Below are 23,847 nucleotides of genomic sequence, written 5' to 3'. Positions count from 1 at the left end.
GGCTTATGGATCGCCTGGCCGGCCGGGGTGCCGACCGGTTCCCGGCGCCAGGGATGCCTGTCAGCCGCAGGGAGCACGGGGTCGAACCCTGTCGCCTCTGTGGCTTTTGTTTTGTATGACCCAGCAGAAGAAGGGGAGTATCGTGAGTCGTCGTCGCGTCGTCATTACTGGTCTGGGCCTGATCTCGCCGGTCGGCAATACCGTTGCCGAAGGTTGGGAAAATCTGGTCGCTGGCCGATCGGGCATCGCCAACATCACGAAGTTCGATTCGAGTGCCCACAAAGTGCACTTCGCCGGCGAAGTTAAGAACTTCGAGACCGAGAAGTACATTTCCGCGAAGGAAGCCCGCCGTATGGATACGTTTATCCATTACGGGCTCGCCGCAGGCATTCAAGCGTTCGAAGATAGTGGCCTCGCAGTGACCGAAGCCAACGCCGAGCGCATTGGCGTGCTGGTGGGTTCGGGTATCGGCGGTTTGCCGATGATCGAAGACACCCAGATTGCGGCCCTCAACGGTGGTCCGCGTAAGATCTCCCCGTTCTTCGTGCCGGGTTCGATCATCAACATGATCTCGGGTCACCTGTCGATCAAGTACGGCCTGAAGGGCCCCAACCTTGCTATCGTCACGGCTTGCACGACGGGTCTGCATTGTATTGGTCAAGCTGCGCGCATGATCCAGTACGGCGATGCGGACGCTGTGCTCGCCGGCGGTGCTGAATCGACGGTTTCGCCGCTGGGCATCGGTGGCTTTGCTGCGATGACTGCGCTTTCCACGCGTAACGACGATCCGGCGACGGCGAGCCGTCCGTGGGATCGCGATCGCGACGGCTTCGTGCTGGGTGAAGGCGCTGGCGTGATGATGGTTGAAGAGTACGAGCACGCCAAGGCGCGCGGCGCGAAGATCTACGCCGAGCTGACCGGCTTCGGCATGAGTGCCGACGCGTACCACATGACCGCACCGTGCGAAGACGGCGACGGCGCGCTGCGTTCGATGAAGAATGCACTGCGCGACGCCGGTATCAACGCCGATGCGGTGAATTACGTCAATGCACACGGCACGTCGACGCCGCTGGGCGATATCGCCGAAACGGTCGCTGTGAAGCGTCTGATGGGCGATGCGGCCAAGAACGTCGTGGTGAATTCCACCAAGTCGATGACCGGTCACCTGTTGGGTGGCGCGGGTGGCCTGGAATCGGTGTTCACCGTGCTGGCTGTTCATCATCAAAAATCGCCGCCGACGATCAATATCTTCAATCAAGACCCCGCTTGCGACCTGGATTACTGCGCAAACGTGGCCCGCGACATGAAAATTGATGTCGCATTGAAGAACTCTTTCGGTTTTGGCGGGACTAACGGCACGCTGGTCTTCCAGCGAGTCTAAGTTCGCGGGACGCCGCGCAGGCGTCCCGTCCCGCTGACCCACGCGCCGGTGAGTGTGCCCGGGCGTGCGGCGTACAAGACACATCCAGCTGTGGTGGCAAGTGCCGCCATGGTGCAATCAGGCCCGACCGGGACCTGGCAGCCAGAGAAAAAACGGATCCATATCAGGTGAGTGAACGAGAAATCGACCAGGCGCTTGTCGAGCGCGTGCAAAAAGGCGACAAAGCCGCCTTCGAGCTGCTGGTCGCGAAATATCACCGCAAGATCATCCGCCTCGTATCGCGGCTCGTGCGCGACCACGCCGAGGTCGAGGATGTGACGCAGGAGGCCTTTATCAAGGCCTACCGTGCCTTGCCGCAGTTTCGCGGCGAGTCGGCGTTCTATACCTGGCTGTACCGTATTGCTGTCAACACGGCGAAGAACCACCTGGCAACCCAGGGGCGTCGTGCACCGACTTCGACTGAAGCAAACGCTGAAGAAGCGGAAACTTTTGCCGAGGCCGATCAACTAAGGGATATCAACACGCCTGAGTCGATGCTGATGAGCAAGCAGATTGCTCAAACGGTCAACGCGGCGATGGAGGCTTTGCCCGATGAACTTCGAACGGCAATTACCCTGCGAGAAATCGAGGGTTTGAGCTACGAAGAGATCGCCGAAGCCATGGGGTGCCCGATCGGAACGGTCCGTTCGCGAATTTTCCGGGCGCGTGAAGCGATTGCCAGCCGGCTTCGGCCGCTGCTGGACACGCCTGACGGTAAGCGCTGGTGAGCGCGCCGCCGGGGAAGTTATTTTCGTTGGGGGATATCATGGGATCAGCGACGGTGCAAACGCAGCGGGGGCTGCAAGCCGAGCGGATTTCCGCGTTGGTGGACGGGGAATTCGATCCGGACGAGTTGGCAGCCCTGCTGGACGAGGCGGATACTTCGGGCCGGCCTCTGTGGGATGACTACCATCTGATCGGGGACGCACTGCGTTCCGATGAACTGACACTACCGCGCTCGGAATCGGCCTTCATGGCCTCGTTCGCCGCGCGTCTCGAAGCCGAGCCGCACCTGCTCGCGCCGGCCGCACTGGCCGATGCACAGGCTAGCGCCGCACAAACGGCAAGCAATGCCGGCTCGCGCATCACTCGTATCAATCCGTTCCTGCGCGTGCGCCGCGTACTGCCGACGGCCGCTGCCGCCGCTGCGGTCGCTGCCCTGTCGTGGGTGGTGGTGCCGCGTTTGCAAGATCACCCGGCGGGCGGCGCACAACCGCAAGTGCTGGCACAGACGGCAACCCCGGCAGCTGCCGCGGGTACGAACCTGACCCGTGTGACGCTCACGCAGCAGCCGCAAGCGGTTGCCGCGGCGGCCAACGGTGCAGGTCCGAACGATCTGATCGTGCTGCGCGATGCGCGTCTGGACCAGTATCTGGCGGCGCATCAGCAATACGCCCCGGCGCCGATCGGCCAGGGTGTGTCTCCTTATATGCGAGCCTCGGCGCAAGCGGATGAATAAATGCAGCGCCTGAGTATCGAATCCTTGCCGCGTGCGCCCTTGGGGCGCACTTTCTTCCTGTTTGCCTTCCTGCTGGTGTCCACACTGCAATCGCAGGCGTGGGCACAGGCCTCGGCGCCGTCTGCCGACCCGCTGGTCGAGCGGCGCGAAGTCAGCGCATGGCTCAACAAGATCCATCGCGCGGCGCAGACCCAGAACTACATCGGCACCTTCGTGTATCAGCGTGGCTCGACCATGCGTTCATCGAAGATCAGCCACTTTGCCGATAAGGGCAACGAGTACGAAGAACTCGAAACGCTCGACGGTCGTCAGCGCCGAATTCTCCGGCAGAACGAAGATGTCTACACGCTGATTCCGGAGCAGAAGACTGTTTTCCAGGAAAAGCGCGAGAGCAAGGACTCGTTCCCCGCGTTGCTCGCGACGCCTAACCGCGACGTTCTCGATTTCTACACGCCGAAGCTGCTGCCGAACGAGCGCATGGCCGGGTTCGACTGCATGGTGATCGAACTCACGCCGAAGGACGAGTACCGTTTCGGCTACCGTCTGTGGGCCGATCGCAACACCGGCTTGCTGCTGCGCGCGCAGACCATCGATGCCGACGGTCACATGCTTGAGCAAGCGGCGTTCTCGCAGATCTCGATTGGTGTGCCGAGCGAGAAAGCGCGCATCGTGCATGCCATTCAGGCAACGCACGGCTGGCACGTCATCAAGCCGCAGATCGCACCGACGCATTTGTCCGACGCGGGCTGGAGCATCGACGTCGACAAGAAGGTGCCGGGCTTCAAGGCCGTTCGCGAAGTCCGCCGTACGATGCGCTCGACGGCCGACGGCAAACCGCTGGAAGTCCAGCAGGTGGTATATTCCGACGGCATGGCTGGACTTTCGGTGTTTATCGAGCCGGCTACGCGTGACCGCAAGGAAGGCCACGGCAGCGCTGGGGCGACCAACATCCTCATCAAGCGCCACGGCGACTACTGGCTGACCTTGCTCGGCGAAGTGCCGCAGGCGACTCTGCAACAGTTCGCTGCAAGTATCGAATTCAAGCAGCCGGCGAAGTAATCGGCTGCCGGGCGGGCCGCGACCGGTGACGGCGCGGCCCGGGCAGCGAAGGGCACATGGCAGCGATGGCCATGCGCATGACGACGTTGCCCTCAGGGATTCCCAGACTATCGCGCACTACGATCTTCCAATGAAGAAGACTCTCCTGCTTCGTGTCATGCTCGGCGGCATTGTGACCGCCTCGTTGGCGGGAGTTCCCGCCGCTTTTGCCGCACCGGCGTCGGCACCCGCCAGCGGATCAGCGCCAGCCGCACCGGCTGCGCCGCTGACCAACCTCCCCGATTTCACTCAGCTTGTCGATCGCGTCGGCCCGGCCGTCGTGAATATTCGTACGACCGAGCGCGTGAGCCGCAGTCAACGCGGCCTGCCGCCGGGCATGGACGACGACATGGCCGAGTTGTTCCGCCGTTTCTTCGGCGTGCCGATGCCGCAACCGGGGCCGAAGGGTGGTGCGCCTAAGCGCGGCCAGCCGCAGCCGGACGAAGAGCAGAACAGTGGCGTCGGTTCGGGCTTCATCGTATCGGCCGACGGCTACATCATGACTAACGCTCACGTGGTCGACGGTGCCGACAGCATCTACGTCACGCTGACCGACAAGCGCGAATTCAAGGCCAAGCTGGTCGGTGCCGACAAGCGCACCGATGTGGCTGTGGTCAAGGTCGATGCCAAGGATCTGCCGACCGTGCCGATCGGCGATTCGAACAAGCTGCGCGTGGGCGAGTGGGTCGTGGCGATCGGTTCGCCGTTCGGGCTCGAGAACACGGTGACCGCCGGTATCGTCTCGGCCAAGGGCCGCGACACGGGCGATTATCTGCCGTTCATTCAGACCGACGTCGCCGTGAACCCCGGCAACTCCGGCGGCCCGCTGATCAACATGCGAGGCGAGGTGGTAGGCATCAATTCGATGATCTACAGCCAGACGGGCGGCTTCATGGGCATTTCGTTCGCGATTCCGATCGACGAAGTGATGCGCGTCGCCGACCAGCTCAAGAAGACCGGCAAGGTCGTGCGTGGCCGTATCGGCGTGGCGATCAGCGAAGTCAGCAAGGACGTGGCCGATTCGCTGGGCCTGCCGCGTGCGCAAGGCGCATTGGTGCGTAGCATCGAGCCGGGCAGTCCTGCCGAGAAGGCGGGCGTTCAGCCGGGCGACATCATCATGAAGTTCGACGGCCGCTCGGTCGATCATGCGACGGATCTGCCTCGCATGGTCGGCGACACCAAGCCGGGCGCAACGGCGACGCTGCAAGTGCTGCGCAAGGGGAAGAATCAAGACCTGCGCATCACGATCGCCGAGGCGGACGCAGACACACCGAAGGCGTCGAAGGCGCAAAGCGGCGCTGCCGATACCCCGCATCCGAATGCCTTGGGTCTGGTGGTCTCCGATCTGACCGATGCGCAGAAGAAGGACATGAAGCTGCGCGGCGGCGTGCAGGTCGAGCTCTCGGAAGGCCCGGCGGGCCGCGCCGGCTTGCAGCAGGGCGACATCATTCTGCGCGTGGGCGACACCGATATCACGAGCGCGAAGCAATTCGAAGAAGTGGTCAAGGCGCTCGATCCGAAGCGTTTGGTGCCGATTCTCGTGCGCCGTGGCGATGCGACCCAGTTCGTGCCGTTGCGCCCGCGTGCGCCGGCCAGCAAGTAAGCGGGCTTGCGATGACCGCGCCGGCGCTGACCCTCTATGGCCGCAAATGGTGTCATCTGTGCGATGACATGCTTGCGGCACTGGAGGCTCTGCGCCCGGCGTGGAATTTCTCTGTGACGGTGGTGGACGTCGACAGCGACCCGGCGCTCGAAGCGAAATACGACGAGATCGTGCCTGTGCTCGCTTTAGGCGAGCGCGAGTTGTGCCGGTATCGTTTCGATGCCGGTGCCGTCCAAGCGGCGCTAAGCGCCCCGTAGGACATATATCTGCCAAGCCCCCCCGGATGGTGCGGGACGGCTTCCCCCACCCCACCGATGAAACGCCGCGATGCACGCGATTTCGGCCGGAATGACCGCGCTTTCGGCTAAAATGTCGTGTTCGCCGATTCTCTCGAAAGCCGCTGCCGAGCCGAATCTTCATGGCACCGACTTTTCTATAGCCCCGCCTCATGGACCATATTCGCAATTTTTCGATCATCGCCCACATCGACCATGGGAAATCGACCCTGGCCGATCGCATCATCCAGCTGAGCGGCGGTTTGTCCGATCGTGAAATGGAATCCCGAGTCCTCGACTCGATGGACCTCGAGCGCGAGCGTGGCATCACCATCAAGGCCCAGACCGCAGCGCTGCAATACAAGGCGCGCGACGGCAAGATCTACAACCTGAACCTCATCGATACGCCCGGACACGTCGACTTCTCGTACGAAGTGAGCCGTTCGCTGTCCGCTTGCGAAGGCGCACTGCTCGTGGTCGACGCTTCGCAAGGCGTGGAAGCGCAGACGGTGGCCAACTGCTACACGGCGATCGAACTCGGCGTGGAAGTGGTGCCGGTGCTCAACAAGATCGACTTGCCGTCGGCCGAGCCCGAGAACGCCATTCAGGAAATCGAAGACGTTATCGGCATTGAAGCGGTCGACGCCGTGCGTTGCTCGGCCAAGACGGGCTTTGGTGTGGAAGAGGTGCTCGAAGCCCTCATCGCCAAGGTGCCGCCGCCCAAGGGCGACGCCAGCGGCCCGCTGCAAGCGCTCATCATCGACTCGTGGTTCGACAACTACGTGGGCGTGGTGATGCTGGTGCGCGTGGTCAACGGCACGCTCAAGCCGAAGGAAAAGATTCAACTGATGGCCACGGGGGCTACGTACCCCGTCGAGCAGGTCGGCGTGTTCACGCCGCGCTCGCAACAGCGCGAGTCGCTGTCGGCCGGTCAGGTGGGCTTCATCATCTCGGGCATCAAGGAACTGGACGCTGCCAAGGTCGGTGACACCGTCACGCACGCTGTGACCACCACGACCAAGCCGGCACCGGAGCCGCTGCCGGGCTTCAAGGAAGTGAAGCCGCAGGTGTTTGCCGGCCTCTATCCGGTGGAAGCCAACCAGTACGACGCTCTGCGCGAATCGCTTGAAAAGCTCAAGCTCAACGACGCGTCGCTGCAATACGAGCCGGAAGTTTCGCAAGCGCTGGGCTTCGGCTTCCGTTGCGGCTTCCTGGGCCTGCTGCACATGGAAATCGTGCAGGAGCGTCTGGAGCGCGAATTCGATATGGACCTCATTACCACGGCACCGACCGTGATTTATGAGGTGGTGCAGCGTGATGGTACGACCCTCACCGTTGAAAACCCGTCGAAGATGCCCGATCCGGGCCGCATCGAAGAGATTCTCGAGCCGATCGTCACGGTCAACCTGTACATGCCGCAGGAGTATGTGGGTTCGGTCGTCACGTTGTGCCAGCAAAAACGCGGCATTCAGCTCGACATGCAATATCACGGCCGTCAGGTCAAACTGATCTACGAAATTCCGATGGCGGAAATCGTGCTCGACTTCTTCGATCGTCTGAAGTCGGTGTCGCGCGGTTATGCGTCGATGGATTACGAGTTCAAGGAATATCGCGCGTCGGACGTGGTCAAAGTCGACATGCTCATTAACGGCGACAAGGTCGACGCGCTGTCGATCATCGTGCACCGCTCGGAGAGCCGCCGCCGTGGTAACCAAGTGGCCGCGAAGATGCGGGAAATCATCCCGCGTCAGATGTACGATGTGGCCATTCAGGCCGCGATTGGCGCGAACATTATTGCGCGTGAGAACATCAAAGCCTTGCGCAAGAACGTGCTTGCCAAGTGTTACGGTGGCGACATCTCGCGTAAGAAGAAGCTGCTTGAGAAACAGAAGGCTGGTAAGAAGCGCATGAAGCAGGTGGGGAATGTGGAAATTCCGCAAGAAGCGTTCCTCGCCATTTTGCAAGTCGAAGACAAATAACGTAGCGACAGGTCCCGCATGAATTTCGCCCTGATTCTTTTGATCCTGGTGCTGGTTACCGGGGTGGCCTGGGTGGCCGACAAGTTGGTGTTTCAACCGGCGCGCCGCCGGGCAGCACAGCAGGCGGTGACGCAATTCGATCAGCAGCAGCTTGCGATGCAGGGTTCCGGTATTCAGGGCTCGGGCGTGCAAGAGGGCGGTGCGCTGGCGAGTGCGCGTGCCAAGGTACGCGACGACAAGCTGCGCCAGCCCTGGTGGCTGGAATACTCGGCGAGCTTCTTCCCGGTGATTCTGGCGGTGTTCGTGCTGCGCTCGTTCGTGGTCGAGCCGTTCAAGATTCCCTCGGGCTCGATGATTCCGACGCTGCTGGTCGGCGATTTCATCTTGGTGAACAAGTTCGACTACGGTATTCGCTTGCCGGTGATCAACAAGAAGATCATCGATCTGGGCGAGCCGAAGCGTGGCGACGTGGTCGTGTTCCGCTACCCGAAAGATGAGTCGATGGACTACATCAAGCGTGTGATCGGCGTGCCGGGCGACGTGGTGGCTTACGAGAACAAGAAGCTCACGGTGAATGGCGAGGCGGTGCCGGAGACGGCGATGCCGGACTTCTTCGACGACGAACACATCGCTTACTTCAAGCAGTTCGAAGAGACGGTGGGCGGCGTGAAGCATCGCATCCTGAACGATCCGAACGTGCCGCCGTACATCATGGGCGCCGACGACTTCCCGAACAAGCAGAACTGCCAGTACAACAGCCAGGGCGTGATCTGCAAGGTGCCGCCGGGCAACTACTTCATGATGGGCGACAACCGCGATAACAGTGCGGATAGCCGTTACTGGGGCTTTGTGCCCGAGCAAAACATCGTGGGCCGTGCGTTCTTCATCTGGATGAACTTCTCGAACCTCAAGCGGCTGGGTGGTTTCCAGTAATTGGAAGGTTCTCGGATTACCGCCGTATGGGGTAAGCCGGAAGTGAAGTGGTGGTAAAGCGTTATTAATGCGGAAATTGGCGGTTTGTCGTCAATTTCCGCATTATTGTTTCTGATTTTGCTTTTAATCATGCGGCTGGCTTGGCGGGCCGGGCAGATCTCACTGTGATCGCCCCGGACTTGTCTGAGCCACCGTCCTCACGCGAGTCTGAAAAGCCCGTCGGACGGCGGTTTCGCCCGTCGTTTCTTGGCGACGGGGCGCGCCGGGGCGGGAGCGTCGCGCTATACTTGCGCCATGCCTCAATCTCTGAATCAACTGGAAGAACGTCTCCAGTATCGCTTCCACGATGCGGAATTGCTTTGCCAAGCACTGACGCATCGTAGCCACAGTGCCGCCAATAATGAGCGGCTGGAGTTTCTCGGCGATTCCATTCTGAATTGTTCCGTCGCAGCGATTCTGTTCCGTCGTTATCCCAAGCTCGACGAGGGAGATCTGTCGCGTGTTCGCGCCAATCTCGTCAAGCAGCAGTCGTTGTATGAAATTGCACAGGCGCTGGGTGTCTCCGACTTCCTGCGGCTCGGTGAGGGTGAGCTCAAGAGCGGCGGCTTCCGCCGTCCGTCCATTCTGGCCGATACGCTTGAAGCGCTATTCGGTGCGATGTACCTCGACGGCGGTTTCGAAGCGGCGTACGCCGTGATCGAACGGCTTTACACGCCGGTGCTGGAGCACGTCGACCCGAAGACGCTTGGCAAGGACGCGAAGACGCTGTTGCAGGAGTACCTGCAAGGTCACAAGATCGCGCTGCCGCAATACACGGTGACGGCCACGCACGGCGCGGCGCACAACCAGCAGTTCGAAGTCGAATGCGCCGTACCCAAGCTCGATATCAAGGTGGGTGGCGCAGGTGCCAGCCGCCGCGCGGCCGAGCAAGCCGCGGCCAAGAAGGCGCTTGAAGAAGTGCAGAAGATGCCGGCGCTCGCGAAGCCTAAAGCGGAGAAGAGTGCGAAGGCTGCCAAGAAGCGCGCGGCGAAGGCGGCAGCCTCCGAGGCGAAGAAGGCCGATCAGGCGACGAGCGCACCGGTGCCCGCAATGACGGCTGTGCACGGCAAGGCGGCTGAAAAGACCGCGGCCGACCGGACTTCGGAGAAAGCGCCTGAGAAGGCATCCGAGAAATCGGCTGACAAGGTCGAAGCTGCCAAGCAACCGCCGGCAGCCGCCTGAGTACTATTCAAGGGGAGGGCGCATAGCGCCGGCCCCCTATCAAGAGAGTTTCCAAACATGAACGATAAGACGGATTTTCGCTGCGGGACCGTGGCGATCGTCGGGCGTCCGAACGTCGGCAAATCGACGCTGCTCAACGCCCTCGTCGGTCAAAAGATCAGCATTACCTCGCGCAAGGCGCAGACCACGCGCCATCGCATCACGGGCATTTGCACCACCGACGACGCACAGTACATCTTCGTTGACACCCCGGGTTTTCAAACGCGTCACGCCAGTGCGCTCAACCGCTCGCTGAACCGTGCCGTCACCTCCACGCTTTCGAGCGTGGACGTGGTGCTCTTCGTCATCGAGGCAGGCAATTTTGGCCCGGACGACGAGAAGGTGATGAAGCTGCTGCCCGACAATGTGCCGGTGCTGCTGATCGTCAACAAGCTCGATCGCATCAACGACAAGGCAGAGATGCTGCCGTTCTTGAAGCGCGTCGGCGAAGCCCGCGATTTCCGCGAATTCGTGCCGCTCTCGGCCAAGCGTGCCGACGACATCAAGCGACTGCTGGGCGTGCTGCGTCCGTACTTGCTCGAAGGCGAACCGATTTACGGCGAAGACGATCTGACCGATCGCAGCGAGCGCTTCCTCGCGGCCGAAATTCTGCGCGAGAAAGTGTTCCGCTGGACCGGTGACGAACTGCCGTACACCAGCACGGTGATCATCGACAAGTTTGAGCAAGAGGGCAATCTGCGCCGCGTGTTCGCGACGATTCTGGTCGATCGCGACAGCCACAAGGCGATGATCATCGGCAACAAGGGGGCGAAGCTCAAGCAGATCTCCACCGATGCCCGCGTCGATATGGAGAAGCTCTTCGACGGCCGCGTGTATCTGGAAGTCTGGATCAAGGTCAAGGGCGGTTGGGCCGACAACGAGGCCGGCCTGCGGGCGTATGGCTACGAGTGAACTCGACACTGCAAGTGACGAGATTGCCACGTCGGCCGAACTAGCGCCGACGCCCGGCAAGGCATCGCCCACCCAAACGACGCGCCCTTCGCGTCCAGCCCGTTCGACGCGCACTTCGCGTGCGACGAGCGCCGCGACGCGGGTGGTCGATGACGAAGCGGCGGAAGCGTTTCGCGAAGCTGATGTCACAGGCAAGGCCGACGCTGCCCAACCGGCGGCCAAAGGCACCAAGCGCGCGCGTCGGGCACCGTCGCCAGCGCGTGCCGCCGAGCGCGAACAAAGCCGCGTCTCCGAGCAGCCGGGCTTCGTGCTGCACAGCTACCCCTACCGCGAAACCAGCCTGATCATCGACGTGCTCACGCGTGATCACGGCCGTATTGCGTTGGTCGCCAAAGGGGCCAAGCGTCCGCATTCGGCGCTGCGCGGTGTGCTGCAAACCTTTCAACCGCTCTCGCTGGCATGGCTGGGTAAGGGCGAATTGCGCACGCTGACCAAAGCCGAATGGGTGGGTGGCCTGCGTCCGCTCGAAGGCGATGCGCTGCTCTCCGGCTTCTACCTCAACGAATTGCTGGTGAAGTTTTGTGCGCGTGACGACCCGCACGACAAACTGTTCCAACATTACCTGACGACGCTGCATCACCTTGCACATGGTGAGCCGGCCGGCATCATTCTGCGGGCCTTCGAGCGCGTGTTGTTGCGCGAGACCGGCTACGCGGTGGCGTTTGATCGCTGTACGCAAACGCGTGGCAAGGTGGTGTGCGATCGCCAATATGTTTTCCATCCCGATTGGGGGGTACGGCCCGCGCGCGGCGGCGAGTCGCCCGACTGGCCGGTGGTGAGTGGTCAGACGCTGCTCGATATGGAGCAGGACGACTACACGCGCGCGCAGACCGTGCAGCAAAGCAAGCTACTCATGCGCTTTCTTCTCAACCATCATTTGGGCGGCGTGCCGCTCAATACCCGGCAGATCCTGCTCGACCTGCAAAAACTATGAGCCTCTTCTTCCACGGCAACCCCATCGACCTGGGGGTAAATATCGATCACGTCGCAACGGTGCGCAATGCGCGCGGCACGGCGTATCCCGACCCGATCAAAGCGGCGTTGCTGGCCGAAGAAGCGGGCGCAGACGTCATTACGCTGCACCTGCGTGAAGACCGCCGCCATATCCGCGACGACGACGTGACGAACTTGCGCGGCCTGCTCAAGACCCGCATGAATCTCGAATGCGCGGTGACCGAAGAGATGCTCGCCATCGCTTGTCAGGTGAAGGCGCACGATGTGTGTCTGGTGCCTGAGCGCCGTCAGGAGCTCACCACCGAAGGCGGTCTCGATGTCGTGGGCCTGTATGACGCAGTGGCCGCCGCGACGCAGCGGCTGAGCGAAGTCGGCAGCCGCGTGTCGCTTTTCATCGACCCCGAGGAAGCCCCCATTCGCGCCGCTGCCCGCATGGGTGCGCCGGCGATCGAACTGCACACCGGCCGATATGCCGAGGCGCATGACGAGGCCACGCGCGAAGCGGAATTCGCCCGCATCGAACGTGCGGTGGCGCTGGGTCTGTCGCTGGGGCTGCGGGTCAATGCCGGTCACGGCTTGCATTACGAAAACGTGCAACCCATTGCGGCCATCGAGGGCATTAGCGAACTCAACATTGGTCATGCCATCGTGGCGCACGCCATCTTCGCGGGCTGGGAAAATGCCGTGCGCGAGATGAAGGCGATCATGGTTGCCAGCCGCATCGCTGCGCGCGGCTGAGCCGCGCCGCAGGACGTTGACCCCATGAGTGTTCAGGATCCGCTCCCGCCCGACGCACCGACGACGCTCTACGGCGTCGGCACCGACATCCTCCAGATCAGCCGCGTCGTGGGCGTGATGGAGCGTACGCGCGGCCGATTCGCCGAGCGCGTGCTGGGGCCGGAGGAACTCAAGGTTTATCACGCCCGTCAGAACCGGTCTGCGGTTCGCGGACTCGCGTACTTGTGTACGCGGTTTGCTGCGAAGGAAGCCGTGTCGAAGGCCATCGGTCTCGGCATGCGCTGGCCGATGACGTGGCGCGCGGTGCAGACGCTCAACGCCCCGTCGGGCAAACCCGTTGTGGTGGCGTCGGGCGAGTTGGCCGAATGGCTGGCCGCCCGGCAGCTGTCGATCGAAATCTCGATCACGGACGAAAAGGAATACGCGGTCGCGTTCGCGATCGCTTCACGCAAAATTGCATCGGAGAAAACGTAATGACGAAGCGCAGGCCGGGTCCGGTGATGTTGGACGTCGTCGGATTGACCCTTAGCGAAGACGACATTCGCCGCATCGACCATCCGCTGACCGGAGGTGTCATCCTGTTCGCGCGTAACTTCGACGATCGCGCGCAGTTGTGTTCGCTCACGAAGCAGATTCGCGACGTGCGTGACGACATCCTGATTGCGGTCGACCACGAGGGCGGTCGTGTGCAGCGTTTTCGCACTGACGGCTTCACGCATCTGCCCGCGATGGGCAAGCTCGGCAAGCTGTGGCACGAGGACGTGTTCAAGGCCACGCGCGTGACGACGGCCGTGGGCTATGTGCTCGCCGCCGAGTTGCGTGCGTGCGATATCGACCTGAGCTTCACGCCGGTGCTCGATCTCGATTACGGCACGTCGCAGGTGATCGGCGACCGTGCGTTCGACAGCGACCCGCGCGTGGTGGCGATGCTCGCCAAGAGCTTGAATCACGGCCTGCTGCTCGCCGGTATGGCGAACTGCGGCAAGCACTTCCCGGGCCACGGTTTCGTCGCGGCGGATTCGCACCACGAGATTCCCGTCGACGAACGCTCACTCGACGAGATTCTCTCGGTCGATGCACAGCCCTACGACTGGCTCGGCATGTCGTTGTCGGCGGTGATGCCAGCACACGTGATCTATCCGCAGGTCGACCCGAACCCGGCAGGCTTCTCGGCCAAGTGGCTCAAGGAGATTCTGCGTGGCAAGTACGGTTTTGACGGTGTGATCTTCAGCGACGACTTGTCGATGCAGGGTGCGAGCGCCGCGGGTGACGTCGTGACTGCGGCACACGCGGCGATGGATGCGGGCTGCGACATGGTGCTGATCTGCAATAGCCCGGAAAAGGCTGACCGTATGCTGCGAGAAATGAAGACGGAGATCGACACGGTGTCGCAACGCCGTATCAAGCATCTCAAGGGCCGCGGCAAAGTGCACGGTTGGGAAAAGATGCTCGCGCAGCCGGAATATCAAGCGGCGAAGCGATTGATTGCGGAGACGTTCGGCGGCTGATGGTGCGGGATCGACGATGAGCCCGGAGGCGTAGTCAGCCGTTCGGGTTCAATCCAAGCAAGCCGCCAAACAAAAAGCGCTCGACCCCGAAGGGACGAGCGCTTTTTTTTTCACCACTGCGTTGCGCTTCGCACCGCGCCATCCGAAGACGGCGCAGGCGGCGGGCAATCGCTTAAGCGCGGCTCTTGTATTCGTCGGTACGCGTATCGATTTCGATCAAATCGTCGGTGCTGACGAACAGCGGCACTTGAATTTCGAGCAGATCGTTGATCTTGGCGTTCTTCATCACGCGGCCCGACGAGGTGTCGCCCTTGACGGCCGGCTCGGTGTACTCAACCTTGCGCACGAGCGTCGTCGGCAGTTCGACCGAGATAGCCTTTTCCTCGTACAGCACGATTTCGCACTTCATATCGGCTTCCAGGTACTTGATTGCGTCGCCCATGTTTTCGGCTTCGACTTCGTACTGGTTGTAGTCGGCGTCCATGAACACGTACATCGGGTCGGCGAAGTACGAGTAGGAGACTTCCTTCTTGTCGAGCACAACGACGTCGAACTTGTCGTCGGCCTTGTACGCGAATTCGCCGCGACCTTCGGTCAGCAGCTTCTTGTACTTCATCTTGACGACGCTGGAGTTACGGCCCGACTTGACGTATTCGGTCTTCAGCACGACGTTGGGCTGACCGTCGATCATGACGACGTTACCGACGCGGAGTTCTTGAGCGGTTTTCATAAAAAACGAGATCCTGTGACGAAATAAGCGATTTGCCGCTTGTTGAGCGCTTCCATACGCCCATTCGCCGCTTGATTCCCGCGCCCGCCCGGAACGGTCCGGGGCAGCAGGTTCAGCAGCAAAGCGTTGAAAAACCAGCTATTTTACCTGATTTTCCGCGAAGCTTGCCAACTGTCGCGCAAGGTCGGGAAGGGCGCCCTGCTTGTCTGCCCAGCCGCGCGCATGTACGGTGAGCGCGGGCAATGCGGCCGCCAGCGCCGGCCAGTCGGGTGCCGTCTGGGCATAGCCATTCCAGAGATGGGTGAAGGTGCGCAAGGCTTCACGCGAGGTGACCGACAAACCACCGCCGTTCGCGGCCGATTCAGCCGTTTCAGCCATTTCAGCCAAATATCGGCCAAGAAACGCGTCCAGCTTCTCGTGATGCGCATTGTCCTCTTGCGGGTAGATATGCCAGACCAGCGGCTTTGCGGCCCACTGCGCCCGCACGAACGAATCTTCCCCGCGCACGAAGTTCAGATCGCACGCCCACAGCAGCGTGTCGAAATCGGCCTGCGGGACGAACGGCAGGCCATAAGCCGTCAGCGATCCACGGGTTGCCGACTCGCGCGGCGCCAAGGCGCTGCGCCCGAACCACTCGCCGACGCCCGGGGCGACGCGTCCTTGCGGCACGAGACACACCACCGGCGTGTCGCTGGCGGCCCACTGAGCGAGCAGGGCCGGGAGTGCAGCGTTCTCATACGCAAATAGCGAGACGACGAGGGCACCCTGGGGTGCTGCGGGCAACCCCAGCGTGCGTTGCCACCAAGCGTCGCGCAGGTCGGCCGAGGCATAGAACGCATCGCGTCGCGAGAACAACTCGCGCTCGCGCGCCAGCCCGCCGGTGCGTTCGGTGAAGCCGGGGAAAAAGAAGGTTTTGACCAATCCCAGTTGCGGATGCACCGAACGTTGCAAGTGACAGTCGTCCACCCAATCTTCGGCGCTGAGATATTCCAGATTGATCCACACGGGAGGGCTTCCGGCTTGCTTGCGCGCGTGCATGGCCTGCACATAGGGTTCGGGCACGTTGCAGGCAAACGCTTCGATGACGATATCGCCTGGCGCGTTGTCGTCGGTCATCGGGCCGAAGTCGGCCCCCCAGTGGCGGACGTCCACGCCGTCGCAGCGTTGCTTGGCGAGCCCGGGATCGATCTCTGGGCGCAGATAGCGGAAGCTCGTCAGGTCATCGACCCATAGCCGCACCGACCAGCCATGCTCGCGCACCAATTGGCGGGCGAGCCGCCAGCACACGCCGATGTCGCCGAAATTGTCGATCACCGTGCAGAAGAGATCGCAGCGCGGCACGAGGGGCAACGAGGGGGCGGGCACAGCGGGGTGAGACGTAGGCAGGGACATTGAGAAGCGGTGACTCGGATTGGTCTAAACTTGCGATTCTAGTCCTTGTGACACGTGGCAGCACCGCTGTGCTGTCCGCAGGACGCATCCGAATCTTAGAGTTCATGACCGAAGACGCCCACGACGTCACGCCACCCCGCAAGTCACGCAAAGCGAAAACCGCCGCCGGGGCGGAGACCGTCGCCCCTTCAGTGCCCGAATTCGACGCCCGCAAAGTGCTCGCGCAACTGCCGAACCTGCCGGGCGTGTATCGCTATTACGACGCCGCAGGCAACGTGCTCTACGTGGGCAAGGCGCGCAATCTGAAGAAGCGCGTCTCGAGTTACTTCAACAAGACACAACTCTCGCCGCGTATTGCGTTGATGGTGGCGCGCATCGCCAAGCTGGAGACCACGGTCACGCGCTCGGAGACCGAGGCGTTGCTGCTGGAAAACAACCTCATCAAGGCGCTGCACCCGCGATACAACATCCTGTTTCGCGACGACAAGTCGTACCCGTTTCTCAAGCTCACGCAGCACAAGTACCCGCGCATGGCGTACTACCGCGGTTCGGTCGATCGCCGGGGGCAGTATTTCGGCCCGTTCCCGAGCGCGTGGGCCGTGCGTGAGAGCATTCAGATTCTGCAAAAGGTGTTTCAGCTGCGCACGTGCGAAGACTCGGTGTTTGCCAACCGCACGCGCCCGTGTCTGTTGCATCAGATCGAGCGTTGCAGTGCGCCGTGTGTCGGTGCGATCAGCGACGACGATTACACGCGCGACGTGAACAACGCCGCCGCCTTCCTGTCCGGGCGTCAGAGCGAAGTGCTCAGTGCGCTGGAGACGAAGATGATGTCGTACGCCGAGGCGCTGAAGTTTGAGCAAGCGGCGGTCGTGCGCAATCAGATGCAAGCGCTCTCCGGCGTGTTGCAGCAGCAGTCGGTGGAAACGGCGGGCGATGTCGATGCCGACATTCTCGCGGTGGCCTACGCGGGTGGCCGCGCTTGCGTGAACCTCGCGATGGTGCGCGGTGGCCGCCACTTGGGCGACAAGGCGTATTTCCCGGCGCATGTGGAACGGGGTGTCGAAGGCGGCATTGCCGACGAGTTCGATGAGGACGATGTCGTGTCGGCCGACGCCGTCGCTGCCACTGACGTTGAGCCTATCGATGCCGATCCGGCCGTCGCTGCCGAGATCGCTTCGGACATGCCGTCCGACACGCCTGCCGCGTCACTCGAATCGCGTCTGCTCGAAGCCTTCGTGGCGCAGCACTATCTGGGCCAATCGGTGCCGCCGGTGCTGGTCGTGAGTCACGCATTGCCCAGCGACGAGTTGCTGACGGCGCTCTCCGAGCAGGCTGGCCGCCGTATTGCGATGGTGCGTCAACCGCAGGGACAGCGGCGTGCGTGGCTCGACATGGCGCTGCAAGGCGCGCAACTCGCGCTCACGCGTCTGTTAACGGAGCAGGGCAGCCAGCAGGCGCGCACGCGCGAGTTGGTGCAGACCATCGGGCTCGACATCGACGATGCGGCTTTGCTGCGGGTCGAGTGTTTCGACATTAGCCACACGCAGGGGGAAGCGACGCAGGCATCGTGCGTGGTGTTCCATCATCACAAGATGCAGACGAGCGAATATCGCCGTTACAACATTGCTGGCATCACGCCGGGCGACGACTATGCCGCGATGCGTCAGGTACTCACGCGCCGCTATGGTCGGTTGATGGAGGCGGCGGCGCTGACGGTGAGCGATGCCGCAGACCCGACGTCCGTCGCCGCCGATGTGGCGCGCGCCGAAGCCGAGACGGCGGTACTGCCTGACACGGCGTCGCACGACGACGCGCAGCAAACAACGGCCACAGCGGACGGCGCGACGACAGACGCCACGACAGACGCCACGACAGACGCCACGACAGACGCTGCGGCCGACGTCGCAGCAGATGCCGCCGCAGTCACCGACGTGTCTGACGTCGAAGCCAATTTGCCGCAACTGGTGTTGATCGACGGTGGCAAGGGCCAGGTGGAAGTGGCGCGTCAGGTGTTCGTCGAGTTGGGCATCGACATTAGCCGCTTGGTGGGGGTTGCCAAGGGAGAGGGCCGTAAGGTGGGGCTCGAGACGTTGATCTTCGCCGATGGCCGCGCACCGCTGGAACTGGGCCGGGAAAGCGCGGTGCTCATGTTGATCGCGCAGATTCGCGACGAGGCGCACCGCTTTGCAATCACCGGGATGCGCGCGAAGCGGGCGAAAGCACGTCAGACGTCGCGTCTGGAAGAGATCGAAGGCATCGGTGCCAAACGCCGTCAGCGCTTGTTGATGCGCTTCGGCGGCTTGCAAGGCGTGGCGTCGGCAAGCGTTGACGAACTGGCGAGCGTGGAAGGTATTTCGACAACGCTGGCGGAACAGATCTACCGACAGCTTCACTGAGGCTGGCGACGAGGAGGATAGCCGCCCTTGTCGGAGCGCATCCATCGTCCTGCCGAGTCGTCACTGGCGACGGCTCGGCATCCATGTCAACTGGGCAGCGAACATCGCTCGGTGTCGCTCACTTCTCCGTATCCCCGTGAAACAGTAGCCGCATCACCGTATCGTTATCGACGGTTTCCCCGGAGAGCGTGCGCGCGAGCAATTCGCCGCCGACGACGGGCGGCGCGAAGATCATGTCCGGCTGCACGCGTTTGAGCTTGCTCAGGTGCTTGCTGTCGTTGACTGACGCGATGGTGCGCACGCCCGGCGCGATTTCCTTGGCCGCGAGCACGATGAAGGCGTTCTCCGAATCGTCGGAGCGCAGGGCTAACACGGCCTTCGCATGTTCGATCCCGGCATGCGTGAGGACTGCGTTATCGCTTGCGTCGCCGTGGATCACATCGGCATCTTCCGGATACGGGTTGTCGACACCGCTCGCGATGATGACAGTGACGGGCCAGCCACGTTTCGTGAGTTCGTGGTGCACGTTGATGGCGAGCGGCGATGCGCCGGCCACGATGAAGTGTTGCTTGCGTATCACGTGAGTAAACCTCCCCGCGAGAATTTTCTTGAGATTGCCCCCGACGAGCGGACCGATGACCACGGTGAGCGATGTCGCGAACACACTGATGCCGAAGATGATGACTGAGGCCGTAAAGAGCCGTGCGTCGGTCGAGTGCGGCACGATGTCGCCGTAGCCCACGGTCGTCATCGTCACGATAGCGAAGTAGAACGCGGTGGCCAGATCGGTGACCGGCGGCGCGAACTCGCTGCCGAGATACATCGTGCCGAACGTGGCATAGACGACCAGCGCGAACACGGCGACGAGCGTGTAGAGCGTGGCGGCGGCGAAGCTCGCGCGGTCGAATTCGCGCCAGTACCAGAGCAGCAGCGCAATGCTGACGATCGACAGCGCAAAGGTCAGATCGAAGCGGATATTGAGATGCACGTTGATGATCGCCGCGAGGGCGAGCATCACGAGCGAGAAGGCCCATGCGGTGCGGGCGCGAATGACGAGTCCGCAGCTGAGCGCAACGAGCGAGAGGCCGACGAGTGCGCGGGGCAGATGCGAGAAATCGATGCGCTCGATGGCGTTGATGCCGAAGAGCAGGCGGGGCAGGTGACGGGCTTCGATGCGCTCGAGTGCCGAGAGGTCGCCGCGCACGAAGAGGTCGATGAGCAGGCTGCCCGGCACGCGCAGCAAGACGGAGGCGACGAGCAGCAGCCCGTTGAGGCCGACCAGCATGCTGATGATGACGTGCGGCGGGAGCAGGCGCCATCGCAGGGCGGGCAGAGACGACCAGAGCGGTTTCACGAGATCGGTGCTAATGGCGGGTTGTTGCGAGCAAGATAGGGGCACAGTGACGCATATGTCAACCGCGTAGCGGTGCCTCGGCCTTGTCGCTGCGGGGCATACACGGCACAATGCGGGTCTGGTACGGCTGCCGAGTGCGCCGTGTGTCGACTGCCGTTTGCCGAACTCATGCTGCCATGCCTTTTAATGTCCCCATCTTCCTGACCTGGCTTCGGATCGTGCTGATCCCGCTGGTGGTCGGCGTTTATTACTTGCCGACCACGTGGTTGACGCCGGTCCAGATGAATTGGGTGGCGTGTGCGATCTTCGTGCTGGCGGCGCTGACCGACTGGTTTGACGGGTTTCTGGCGCGTCGCTGGAATCAGACGTCGGCGTTTGGGGCGTTTCTCGACCCGGTGGCCGACAAGCTGATGGTGGCGGCGGCGTTGCTGATGTTGTTGCAGATGGGCCGGATCAACGCGTTGGTGGCGCTGATCATCATTGGCCGCGAGATTACGATTTCGGCGTTGCGTGAGTGGATGGCGCAGATTGGCGCGTCGCGCAGCGTGGCGGTGCATCAATTGGGCAAGATCAAGACGGCGGCGCAGATGGTGGCGATTCCGTTGTTGCTGTTCAACGGCACGGTAGTGTGGAACGGCTTGCGGTTCGATTCGCGGTTCTGGGGCACGTGGCTGATTTACGTGGCGGCGGTGCTGACGTTGTGGTCGATGCTGTATTATTTGCGCCGCGCGTGGCCGCAGATTCGTGAGCGTGGCGGCGCACAGATGTGAGCGTAAGTGGCTGAAAGTGCGGGATTTGCGCGAGGGAGGCAAAAAATCTTCACAAATTTTCAGTGCAGGTGCTTGACACTGAATCGGCGTTTGGACATAATCTCCTTCTCGCTGCTACGGCGTTAGCCCGGCAGCGAAATTTTGAGAAGTGTTGGATTGGTAGTACGCATGAAAATGCGGGAGTAGCTCAGTTGGTAGAGCGCAACCTTGCCAAGGTTGAGGTCGCGAGTTCGAGACTCGTCTCCCGCTCCAGTTTTTACACTGGACATTGAGTGAATAAAGCCTTGATGTCGGGTGTCATGCGGGAGTAGCTCAGTTGGTAGAGCGCAACCTTGCCAAGGTTGAGGTCGCGAGTTCGAGACTCGTCTCCCGCTCCAAATCCAGAGGGAAGCCTGGCTTCCCTTTTTATTTGCCGAAAAGCCCACGGCGATCGATCCGAAGGGCGCCCTCGATGGCAACACCGAGTGGTTACAATGCGGCATATCCCGATGGCGGGATGGCAGAGTGGTCATGCAGCGGCCTGCAAAGCCGTGTACGCCGGTTCGATTCCGACTCCCGCCTCCATCTAAAGCACTGTATTTACAGTGCTTTTTCTTTTTCTACTCCCCGTTTCATCGCCGCGTATACCCGCCAAAAGTGGTATAAACCCGTCTCTGCCACCCGGGATTAGGTGCTTTGCCACCCGGAATACATGAATATTTGCCGTGTACGTGAGTTGAGGAATGGCAACTAAAAGGCTTCGGGGTAGTACGTGGGAGTACGTCGTAAAGCGCAGCGCTCTGCTGCCCAAACCAATCTATCTGCGATTTGAGAGCGAGGCCGAGGGCGACGAGTATGTGCGCCGTCTCGAAGCGCTGCTCGATGCGGGTGTCGTGCCCGAAGAGTTTGCGCCGACTGCGGCCGGTAAGTTGACGCTCGCCGAACTGAATCGTGCATACCAAGTTGCTTTGCATGTGCCTGACGAAGATCGAGCGCTGCTAAACGTCATTCACGCGCGTCTCGGCAAAACGCCGCTACTGACGCTCGACTACAAGTGGGTCGAACGTTGGGTGTCCGACATGAAGCGCGAGCAGAATCTCGCACCGTCGACGATCCGCCATTACGTCGGGGCGCTCAGTCGGTGTTTCGCGTGGGCGTGCAGATCCGGCCAATACCCTGAGCTGGTGATTAACCCGCTCGGATTGCTGCCCAAGCGTTACGCGACCTACTCTGACGCCGACGTGGCCTATCTCGCTGCGGTCGGAAAGGGGAAGGCGGCTAAGCGTGACGAATCGCGCGAGCAGCGGCTAGACGCGAAGCAGGAGGCCGCAATTCGTGCGGTGTTGAACGGGGAGAAGCGCGAGGATCGTGAGCGGCCGTTGGCGCTCGCCTATCGCGCTGCGCTCGAATGCATGTTCGACCTGGCGTTAGAGACGGCCATGCGCATGCGCGAGATATTCACGCTTTCACAAGATCAGATCGACATTGCCGCGCGTACGATCTTTCTCGACAAGACGAAGAACGGTGACAGGCGACAGGTGCCGCTTTCGAGTGTGGCCGTGCGGGTGCTCGGGGAATACCTCGCGCACGTCGACGGCGGCACGCGAGGCATGGAAGGCTACGCGGCCGACGTCCGGCTGTTCCCGTGGTGGTCTGGTGAAGTCTCTCGCGTGGAGCTGGCGAGGGTGACGTCGCTGCTATCCCGGCAATACTCGCGCGTGTTCGATATGGCGAAGTGCGGCGAGATCCGGTTTCACGACTTGAGGCATGAGGCTACGTCGCGCCTTTACGAGCGGACGCAGCTCTCGGACTTGCAGATATCAAAGATCACGGGCCATAAAGACCCGCGCATGCTGAGTCGGTACGCGAACCTACGCGCAAGCAACTTGGCTACTCACCTCTGGTAAAGGCTGATACACGCGTTTTGCTCGGGCCTTGCGAGCAGGGCGCGGGATCGGCGTAGGCGGAATACGTGCCGTTGCCGCGTCGATCCCACGTGAAACCTCTTGCTCGGCCAGTCGCTGCATTTGCTGCGTGCGCACTTGGTCGCGCAGATATGCGACAAGATCGTCCACTAGGAATACCCACGCCCGCCCGATCTGGCAGCCGGGAAGCTCGCCAGCCTTTGCGAGATCCTGCGCGGTCGATTCGTGGATGTGGAGAAACTGTGCACACTCCGCGATGTTGAACGTTCTAGACACGATTGCCCCCTTCCGCCTCCAGCGCGGCCCGGTACAGTGCCGCAGCCACGGTTACAACCGCCCGACGCATCGCCGCAGTTTTATCTCGTGCAGATCTCGACATATAGTCAACCGATTCCCGTATTAGTCGCGGCGGGCCGTTCGGTTCCGATGAGCGTGCATAAGTTTCGGCAAGGCAAGCGTCTGCATCCGGCATGTGGTACACGTTGATACAGGCGACTGCTGCCAGTGTGGACGCTTGCTTGTCATCGTCGAGCGGGTTGTAGCGGTGTCGAATTCGCACGCAGGGGTGGTCGAAGTCGCCAAGCAATGCTGCGCTAAAGGCGACCACACGAAGCTCGCGAAAGTTCTCGATGCGCGTGCGCAGTCCAATTGTCCTGCCTGCTTCGGCCATCAGTTGCAGATCGAACTCGCTCGCTTGGCTCATCATGTAATTGTGGGTCATGCTTTGCTCCCGGCCGCGACGACGGCTCGGTCGACTTCAGTCGACCATGCGCGGACATTGATTTCTTTGCCCGTGTCGAGTTGAATGCATGTGCCGTGAACGCCGTTGTAGTCAATCGGCCACCATGCAAGGATTCGCTCAGCGATTACGGTGACTTCACGCGCACCCACGGAATAGCCGGGGAAAGTGATCGGTGTCACGCGGCCTCCTTGGCGTCGTCGTGCGCCAACATGACGATGCGCTGCTCTACTTCGTCGGTCGGCATATCGAGTTGCATGCTGAGTTGAACGACGAGTTGCAGATAGCGCTCGTCGCTTTCGGCTCTGGCTTGCAGTGCAGTGCGTGCCATCGAGCGGAGTTGTTCTCGGGTGTACTTCATTC

23 protein-coding genes, 3 tRNA genes and 1 pseudogene are annotated in these 23,847 nt (G+C 61.7%); 20 read left to right on the top strand and 7 right to left on the bottom strand.

The window, feature by feature from the left end; translation table 11 throughout:
* Positions 1-142 precede the first annotated feature (142 nt).
* The 14 genes and pseudogenes from fabF to nagZ all read left to right on the top strand — a co-directional run bounded on the left by fabF (position 143) and on the right by nagZ (position 14,199).
* On the top strand, positions 143-1,381 hold the full coding sequence (gene fabF, locus PPN31114_RS17620) for a beta-ketoacyl-ACP synthase II (RefSeq protein WP_150680796.1): 1,239 nt from the start codon (positions 143-145) through the stop codon (positions 1,379-1,381).
* A 167-nt stretch (positions 1,382-1,548) separates the two neighbouring features.
* Positions 1,549-2,148, top strand: coding sequence for an RNA polymerase sigma factor RpoE (rpoE, locus tag PPN31114_RS17615; RefSeq protein WP_058375946.1), 600 nt, complete (start codon positions 1,549-1,551; stop codon positions 2,146-2,148).
* Positions 2,149-2,186: 38 nt separating this feature from the next.
* The gene (locus tag PPN31114_RS17610) at positions 2,187-2,879 is read left to right on the top strand and encodes a sigma-E factor negative regulatory protein (RefSeq protein WP_150680795.1); all 693 of its coding nucleotides are present in this window, start codon (positions 2,187-2,189) and stop codon (positions 2,877-2,879) included.
* Complete coding sequence (locus tag PPN31114_RS17605) at positions 2,880-3,938, top strand: MucB/RseB C-terminal domain-containing protein (RefSeq protein WP_150680794.1); 1,059 nt, start codon at positions 2,880-2,882, stop codon at positions 3,936-3,938. It begins immediately after the preceding gene.
* Between the two features lie 130 nt (positions 3,939-4,068).
* Positions 4,069-5,580 (top strand): DegQ family serine endoprotease, encoded by a 1,512-nt coding sequence (locus tag PPN31114_RS17600; RefSeq protein ID WP_150680793.1) that lies wholly within the window; start codon positions 4,069-4,071, stop codon positions 5,578-5,580.
* Positions 5,581-5,591: 11 nt separating this feature from the next.
* Positions 5,592-5,837, top strand: coding sequence for a glutaredoxin family protein (locus PPN31114_RS17595; RefSeq protein ID WP_150680792.1), 246 nt, complete (start codon positions 5,592-5,594; stop codon positions 5,835-5,837).
* A 191-nt stretch (positions 5,838-6,028) separates the two neighbouring features.
* The gene (lepA, locus tag PPN31114_RS17590; protein ID WP_150680791.1) at positions 6,029-7,834 is read left to right on the top strand and encodes a translation elongation factor 4; all 1,806 of its coding nucleotides are present in this window, start codon (positions 6,029-6,031) and stop codon (positions 7,832-7,834) included.
* Between the two features lie 18 nt (positions 7,835-7,852).
* Positions 7,853-8,767 carry a signal peptidase I gene (lepB, locus tag PPN31114_RS17585; RefSeq protein WP_150680790.1) on the top strand — a complete coding sequence of 305 codons (915 nt, stop codon included), beginning with the start codon at positions 7,853-7,855 and terminating at the stop codon, positions 8,765-8,767.
* 294 nt (positions 8,768-9,061) lie between these two features.
* Positions 9,062-9,985, top strand: a pseudogene (gene rnc / locus PPN31114_RS17580) (ribonuclease III); the annotation flags it as partial.
* A 60-nt stretch (positions 9,986-10,045) separates the two neighbouring features.
* Positions 10,046-10,939, top strand: coding sequence for a GTPase Era (gene era / locus PPN31114_RS17575; protein WP_150680788.1), 894 nt, complete (start codon positions 10,046-10,048; stop codon positions 10,937-10,939).
* Positions 10,926-11,933, top strand: a complete 1,008-nt coding sequence (gene recO, locus PPN31114_RS17570; protein WP_306439734.1) for a DNA repair protein RecO — start codon at positions 10,926-10,928, stop codon at positions 11,931-11,933. The genes era and recO overlap by 14 nt, the downstream gene beginning before the upstream one ends.
* Positions 11,930-12,691 (top strand): pyridoxine 5'-phosphate synthase, encoded by a 762-nt coding sequence (gene pdxJ, locus PPN31114_RS17565; protein ID WP_150680787.1) that lies wholly within the window; start codon positions 11,930-11,932, stop codon positions 12,689-12,691. Before recO ends, pdxJ begins: the two co-directional genes overlap by 4 nt.
* Positions 12,692-12,715: 24 nt before the next feature.
* Complete coding sequence (acpS, locus tag PPN31114_RS17560) at positions 12,716-13,165, top strand: holo-ACP synthase (RefSeq protein WP_150680786.1); 450 nt, start codon at positions 12,716-12,718, stop codon at positions 13,163-13,165.
* On the top strand, positions 13,165-14,199 hold the full coding sequence (nagZ, locus tag PPN31114_RS17555; protein ID WP_150680785.1) for a beta-N-acetylhexosaminidase: 1,035 nt from the start codon (positions 13,165-13,167) through the stop codon (positions 14,197-14,199). The genes acpS and nagZ overlap by 1 nt, the downstream gene beginning before the upstream one ends.
* Positions 14,200-14,371: 172 nt before the next feature.
* Here nagZ and efp read toward each other — a convergent pair whose 3' ends face one another.
* Together efp and earP are read right to left on the bottom strand one after the other, a co-directional pair.
* Positions 14,372-14,929, bottom strand: a complete 558-nt coding sequence (efp, locus tag PPN31114_RS17550; protein WP_150680784.1) for an elongation factor P — start codon at positions 14,927-14,929, stop codon at positions 14,372-14,374.
* A gap of 138 nt (positions 14,930-15,067) precedes the next feature.
* A complete protein-coding gene (gene earP, locus PPN31114_RS17545; RefSeq protein ID WP_150681128.1) occupies positions 15,068-16,315 on the bottom strand; it encodes an elongation factor P maturation arginine rhamnosyltransferase EarP in 1,248 nt (415 codons plus the stop codon).
* Positions 16,316-16,425: 110 nt separating this feature from the next.
* On the opposite strand from earP, the gene uvrC reads away from it, so the two are divergent.
* Complete coding sequence (gene uvrC, locus PPN31114_RS17540; protein WP_246182617.1) at positions 16,426-18,717, top strand: excinuclease ABC subunit UvrC; 2,292 nt, start codon at positions 16,426-16,428, stop codon at positions 18,715-18,717.
* A gap of 118 nt (positions 18,718-18,835) precedes the next feature.
* On the opposite strand, the gene kch is transcribed toward uvrC, so the two are convergent.
* Entirely contained in the window at positions 18,836-20,071 is a 1,236-nt protein-coding gene (kch, locus tag PPN31114_RS17535; RefSeq protein ID WP_246182616.1) for a voltage-gated potassium channel protein, read from the bottom strand.
* Between the two features lie 176 nt (positions 20,072-20,247).
* On the opposite strand from kch, the gene pgsA reads away from it, so the two are divergent.
* From pgsA to PPN31114_RS17510, 5 genes are all read left to right on the top strand, one after another.
* On the top strand, positions 20,248-20,841 hold the full coding sequence (pgsA, locus tag PPN31114_RS17530; RefSeq protein ID WP_150680783.1) for a CDP-diacylglycerol--glycerol-3-phosphate 3-phosphatidyltransferase: 594 nt from the start codon (positions 20,248-20,250) through the stop codon (positions 20,839-20,841).
* A 176-nt stretch (positions 20,842-21,017) separates the two neighbouring features.
* Positions 21,018-21,093, top strand: a tRNA-Gly gene (locus PPN31114_RS17525).
* A gap of 49 nt (positions 21,094-21,142) precedes the next feature.
* Positions 21,143-21,218, top strand: a tRNA-Gly gene (locus tag PPN31114_RS17520).
* A gap of 113 nt (positions 21,219-21,331) precedes the next feature.
* Positions 21,332-21,405: transfer RNA gene (locus tag PPN31114_RS17515), tRNA-Cys, on the top strand.
* A gap of 158 nt (positions 21,406-21,563) precedes the next feature.
* The gene (locus tag PPN31114_RS17510; RefSeq protein ID WP_150680782.1) at positions 21,564-22,727 is read left to right on the top strand and encodes a site-specific integrase; all 1,164 of its coding nucleotides are present in this window, start codon (positions 21,564-21,566) and stop codon (positions 22,725-22,727) included.
* Here PPN31114_RS17510 and PPN31114_RS26635 read toward each other — a convergent pair.
* The 4 genes from PPN31114_RS26635 to PPN31114_RS17490 are packed head-to-tail and all read right to left on the bottom strand — an operon-like array spanning position 22,692 to position 23,845.
* Positions 22,692-23,021, bottom strand: a complete 330-nt coding sequence (locus PPN31114_RS26635; RefSeq protein ID WP_174988171.1) for a helix-turn-helix domain-containing protein — start codon at positions 23,019-23,021, stop codon at positions 22,692-22,694. The two genes, PPN31114_RS17510 and PPN31114_RS26635, sit on opposite strands and share 36 nt — an antisense overlap.
* The gene (locus PPN31114_RS17500; RefSeq protein ID WP_150680781.1) at positions 23,014-23,466 is read right to left on the bottom strand and encodes a hypothetical protein; all 453 of its coding nucleotides are present in this window, start codon (positions 23,464-23,466) and stop codon (positions 23,014-23,016) included. Before PPN31114_RS17500 ends, PPN31114_RS26635 begins: the two co-directional genes overlap by 8 nt.
* A complete protein-coding gene (locus tag PPN31114_RS17495; RefSeq protein ID WP_150680780.1) occupies positions 23,463-23,666 on the bottom strand; it encodes a hypothetical protein in 204 nt (67 codons plus the stop codon). Before PPN31114_RS17495 ends, PPN31114_RS17500 begins: the two co-directional genes overlap by 4 nt.
* Positions 23,663-23,845 carry a hypothetical protein gene (locus PPN31114_RS17490; protein ID WP_150680779.1) on the bottom strand — a complete coding sequence of 61 codons (183 nt, stop codon included), beginning with the start codon at positions 23,843-23,845 and terminating at the stop codon, positions 23,663-23,665. Before PPN31114_RS17490 ends, PPN31114_RS17495 begins: the two co-directional genes overlap by 4 nt.
* Positions 23,846-23,847 lie beyond the last annotated feature (2 nt).

The sequence above is a fragment of the Pandoraea pneumonica genome, assembly GCF_902459645.1.
GTDB classification, from domain to species: Bacteria; Pseudomonadota; Gammaproteobacteria; order Burkholderiales; family Burkholderiaceae; genus Pandoraea; species Pandoraea pneumonica.
This window is presented reverse-complemented; position numbering and strand designations above follow the sequence as displayed.

Excerpts from the sequence above, each read along its gene's own strand:
- acpS (WP_150680786.1), top strand. The coding sequence starts at position 12,716 with ATGAGTGTTCAGGATCCGCTCCCGCCCGACGCACCGACGACGCTCTAC.
- nagZ (WP_150680785.1), top strand. The coding sequence starts at position 13,165 with ATGACGAAGCGCAGGCCGGGTCCGGTGATGTTGGACGTCGTCGGATTG.
- uvrC (WP_246182617.1), top strand. The coding sequence starts at position 16,426 with ATGACCGAAGACGCCCACGACGTCACGCCACCCCGCAAGTCACGCAAA.
- PPN31114_RS17500 (WP_150680781.1), bottom strand. The coding sequence starts at position 23,466 with ATGACCCACAATTACATGATGAGCCAAGCGAGCGAGTTCGATCTGCAA.
- PPN31114_RS17605 (WP_150680794.1), top strand. The coding sequence starts at position 2,880 with ATGCAGCGCCTGAGTATCGAATCCTTGCCGCGTGCGCCCTTGGGGCGC.
- lepA (WP_150680791.1), top strand. The coding sequence starts at position 6,029 with ATGGACCATATTCGCAATTTTTCGATCATCGCCCACATCGACCATGGG.
- pgsA (WP_150680783.1), top strand. The coding sequence starts at position 20,248 with ATGCCTTTTAATGTCCCCATCTTCCTGACCTGGCTTCGGATCGTGCTG.
- PPN31114_RS17490 (WP_150680779.1), bottom strand. The coding sequence starts at position 23,845 with ATGAAGTACACCCGAGAACAACTCCGCTCGATGGCACGCACTGCACTG.
- PPN31114_RS17595 (WP_150680792.1), top strand. The coding sequence starts at position 5,592 with ATGACCGCGCCGGCGCTGACCCTCTATGGCCGCAAATGGTGTCATCTG.
- recO (WP_306439734.1), top strand. The coding sequence starts at position 10,926 with ATGGCTACGAGTGAACTCGACACTGCAAGTGACGAGATTGCCACGTCG.
- efp (WP_150680784.1), bottom strand. The coding sequence starts at position 14,929 with ATGAAAACCGCTCAAGAACTCCGCGTCGGTAACGTCGTCATGATCGAC.
- PPN31114_RS17610 (WP_150680795.1), top strand. The coding sequence starts at position 2,187 with ATGGGATCAGCGACGGTGCAAACGCAGCGGGGGCTGCAAGCCGAGCGG.
- lepB (WP_150680790.1), top strand. The coding sequence starts at position 7,853 with ATGAATTTCGCCCTGATTCTTTTGATCCTGGTGCTGGTTACCGGGGTG.
- era (WP_150680788.1), top strand. The coding sequence starts at position 10,046 with ATGAACGATAAGACGGATTTTCGCTGCGGGACCGTGGCGATCGTCGGG.
- PPN31114_RS17600 (WP_150680793.1), top strand. The coding sequence starts at position 4,069 with ATGAAGAAGACTCTCCTGCTTCGTGTCATGCTCGGCGGCATTGTGACC.
- pdxJ (WP_150680787.1), top strand. The coding sequence starts at position 11,930 with ATGAGCCTCTTCTTCCACGGCAACCCCATCGACCTGGGGGTAAATATC.
- PPN31114_RS17510 (WP_150680782.1), top strand. The coding sequence starts at position 21,564 with ATGGCAACTAAAAGGCTTCGGGGTAGTACGTGGGAGTACGTCGTAAAG.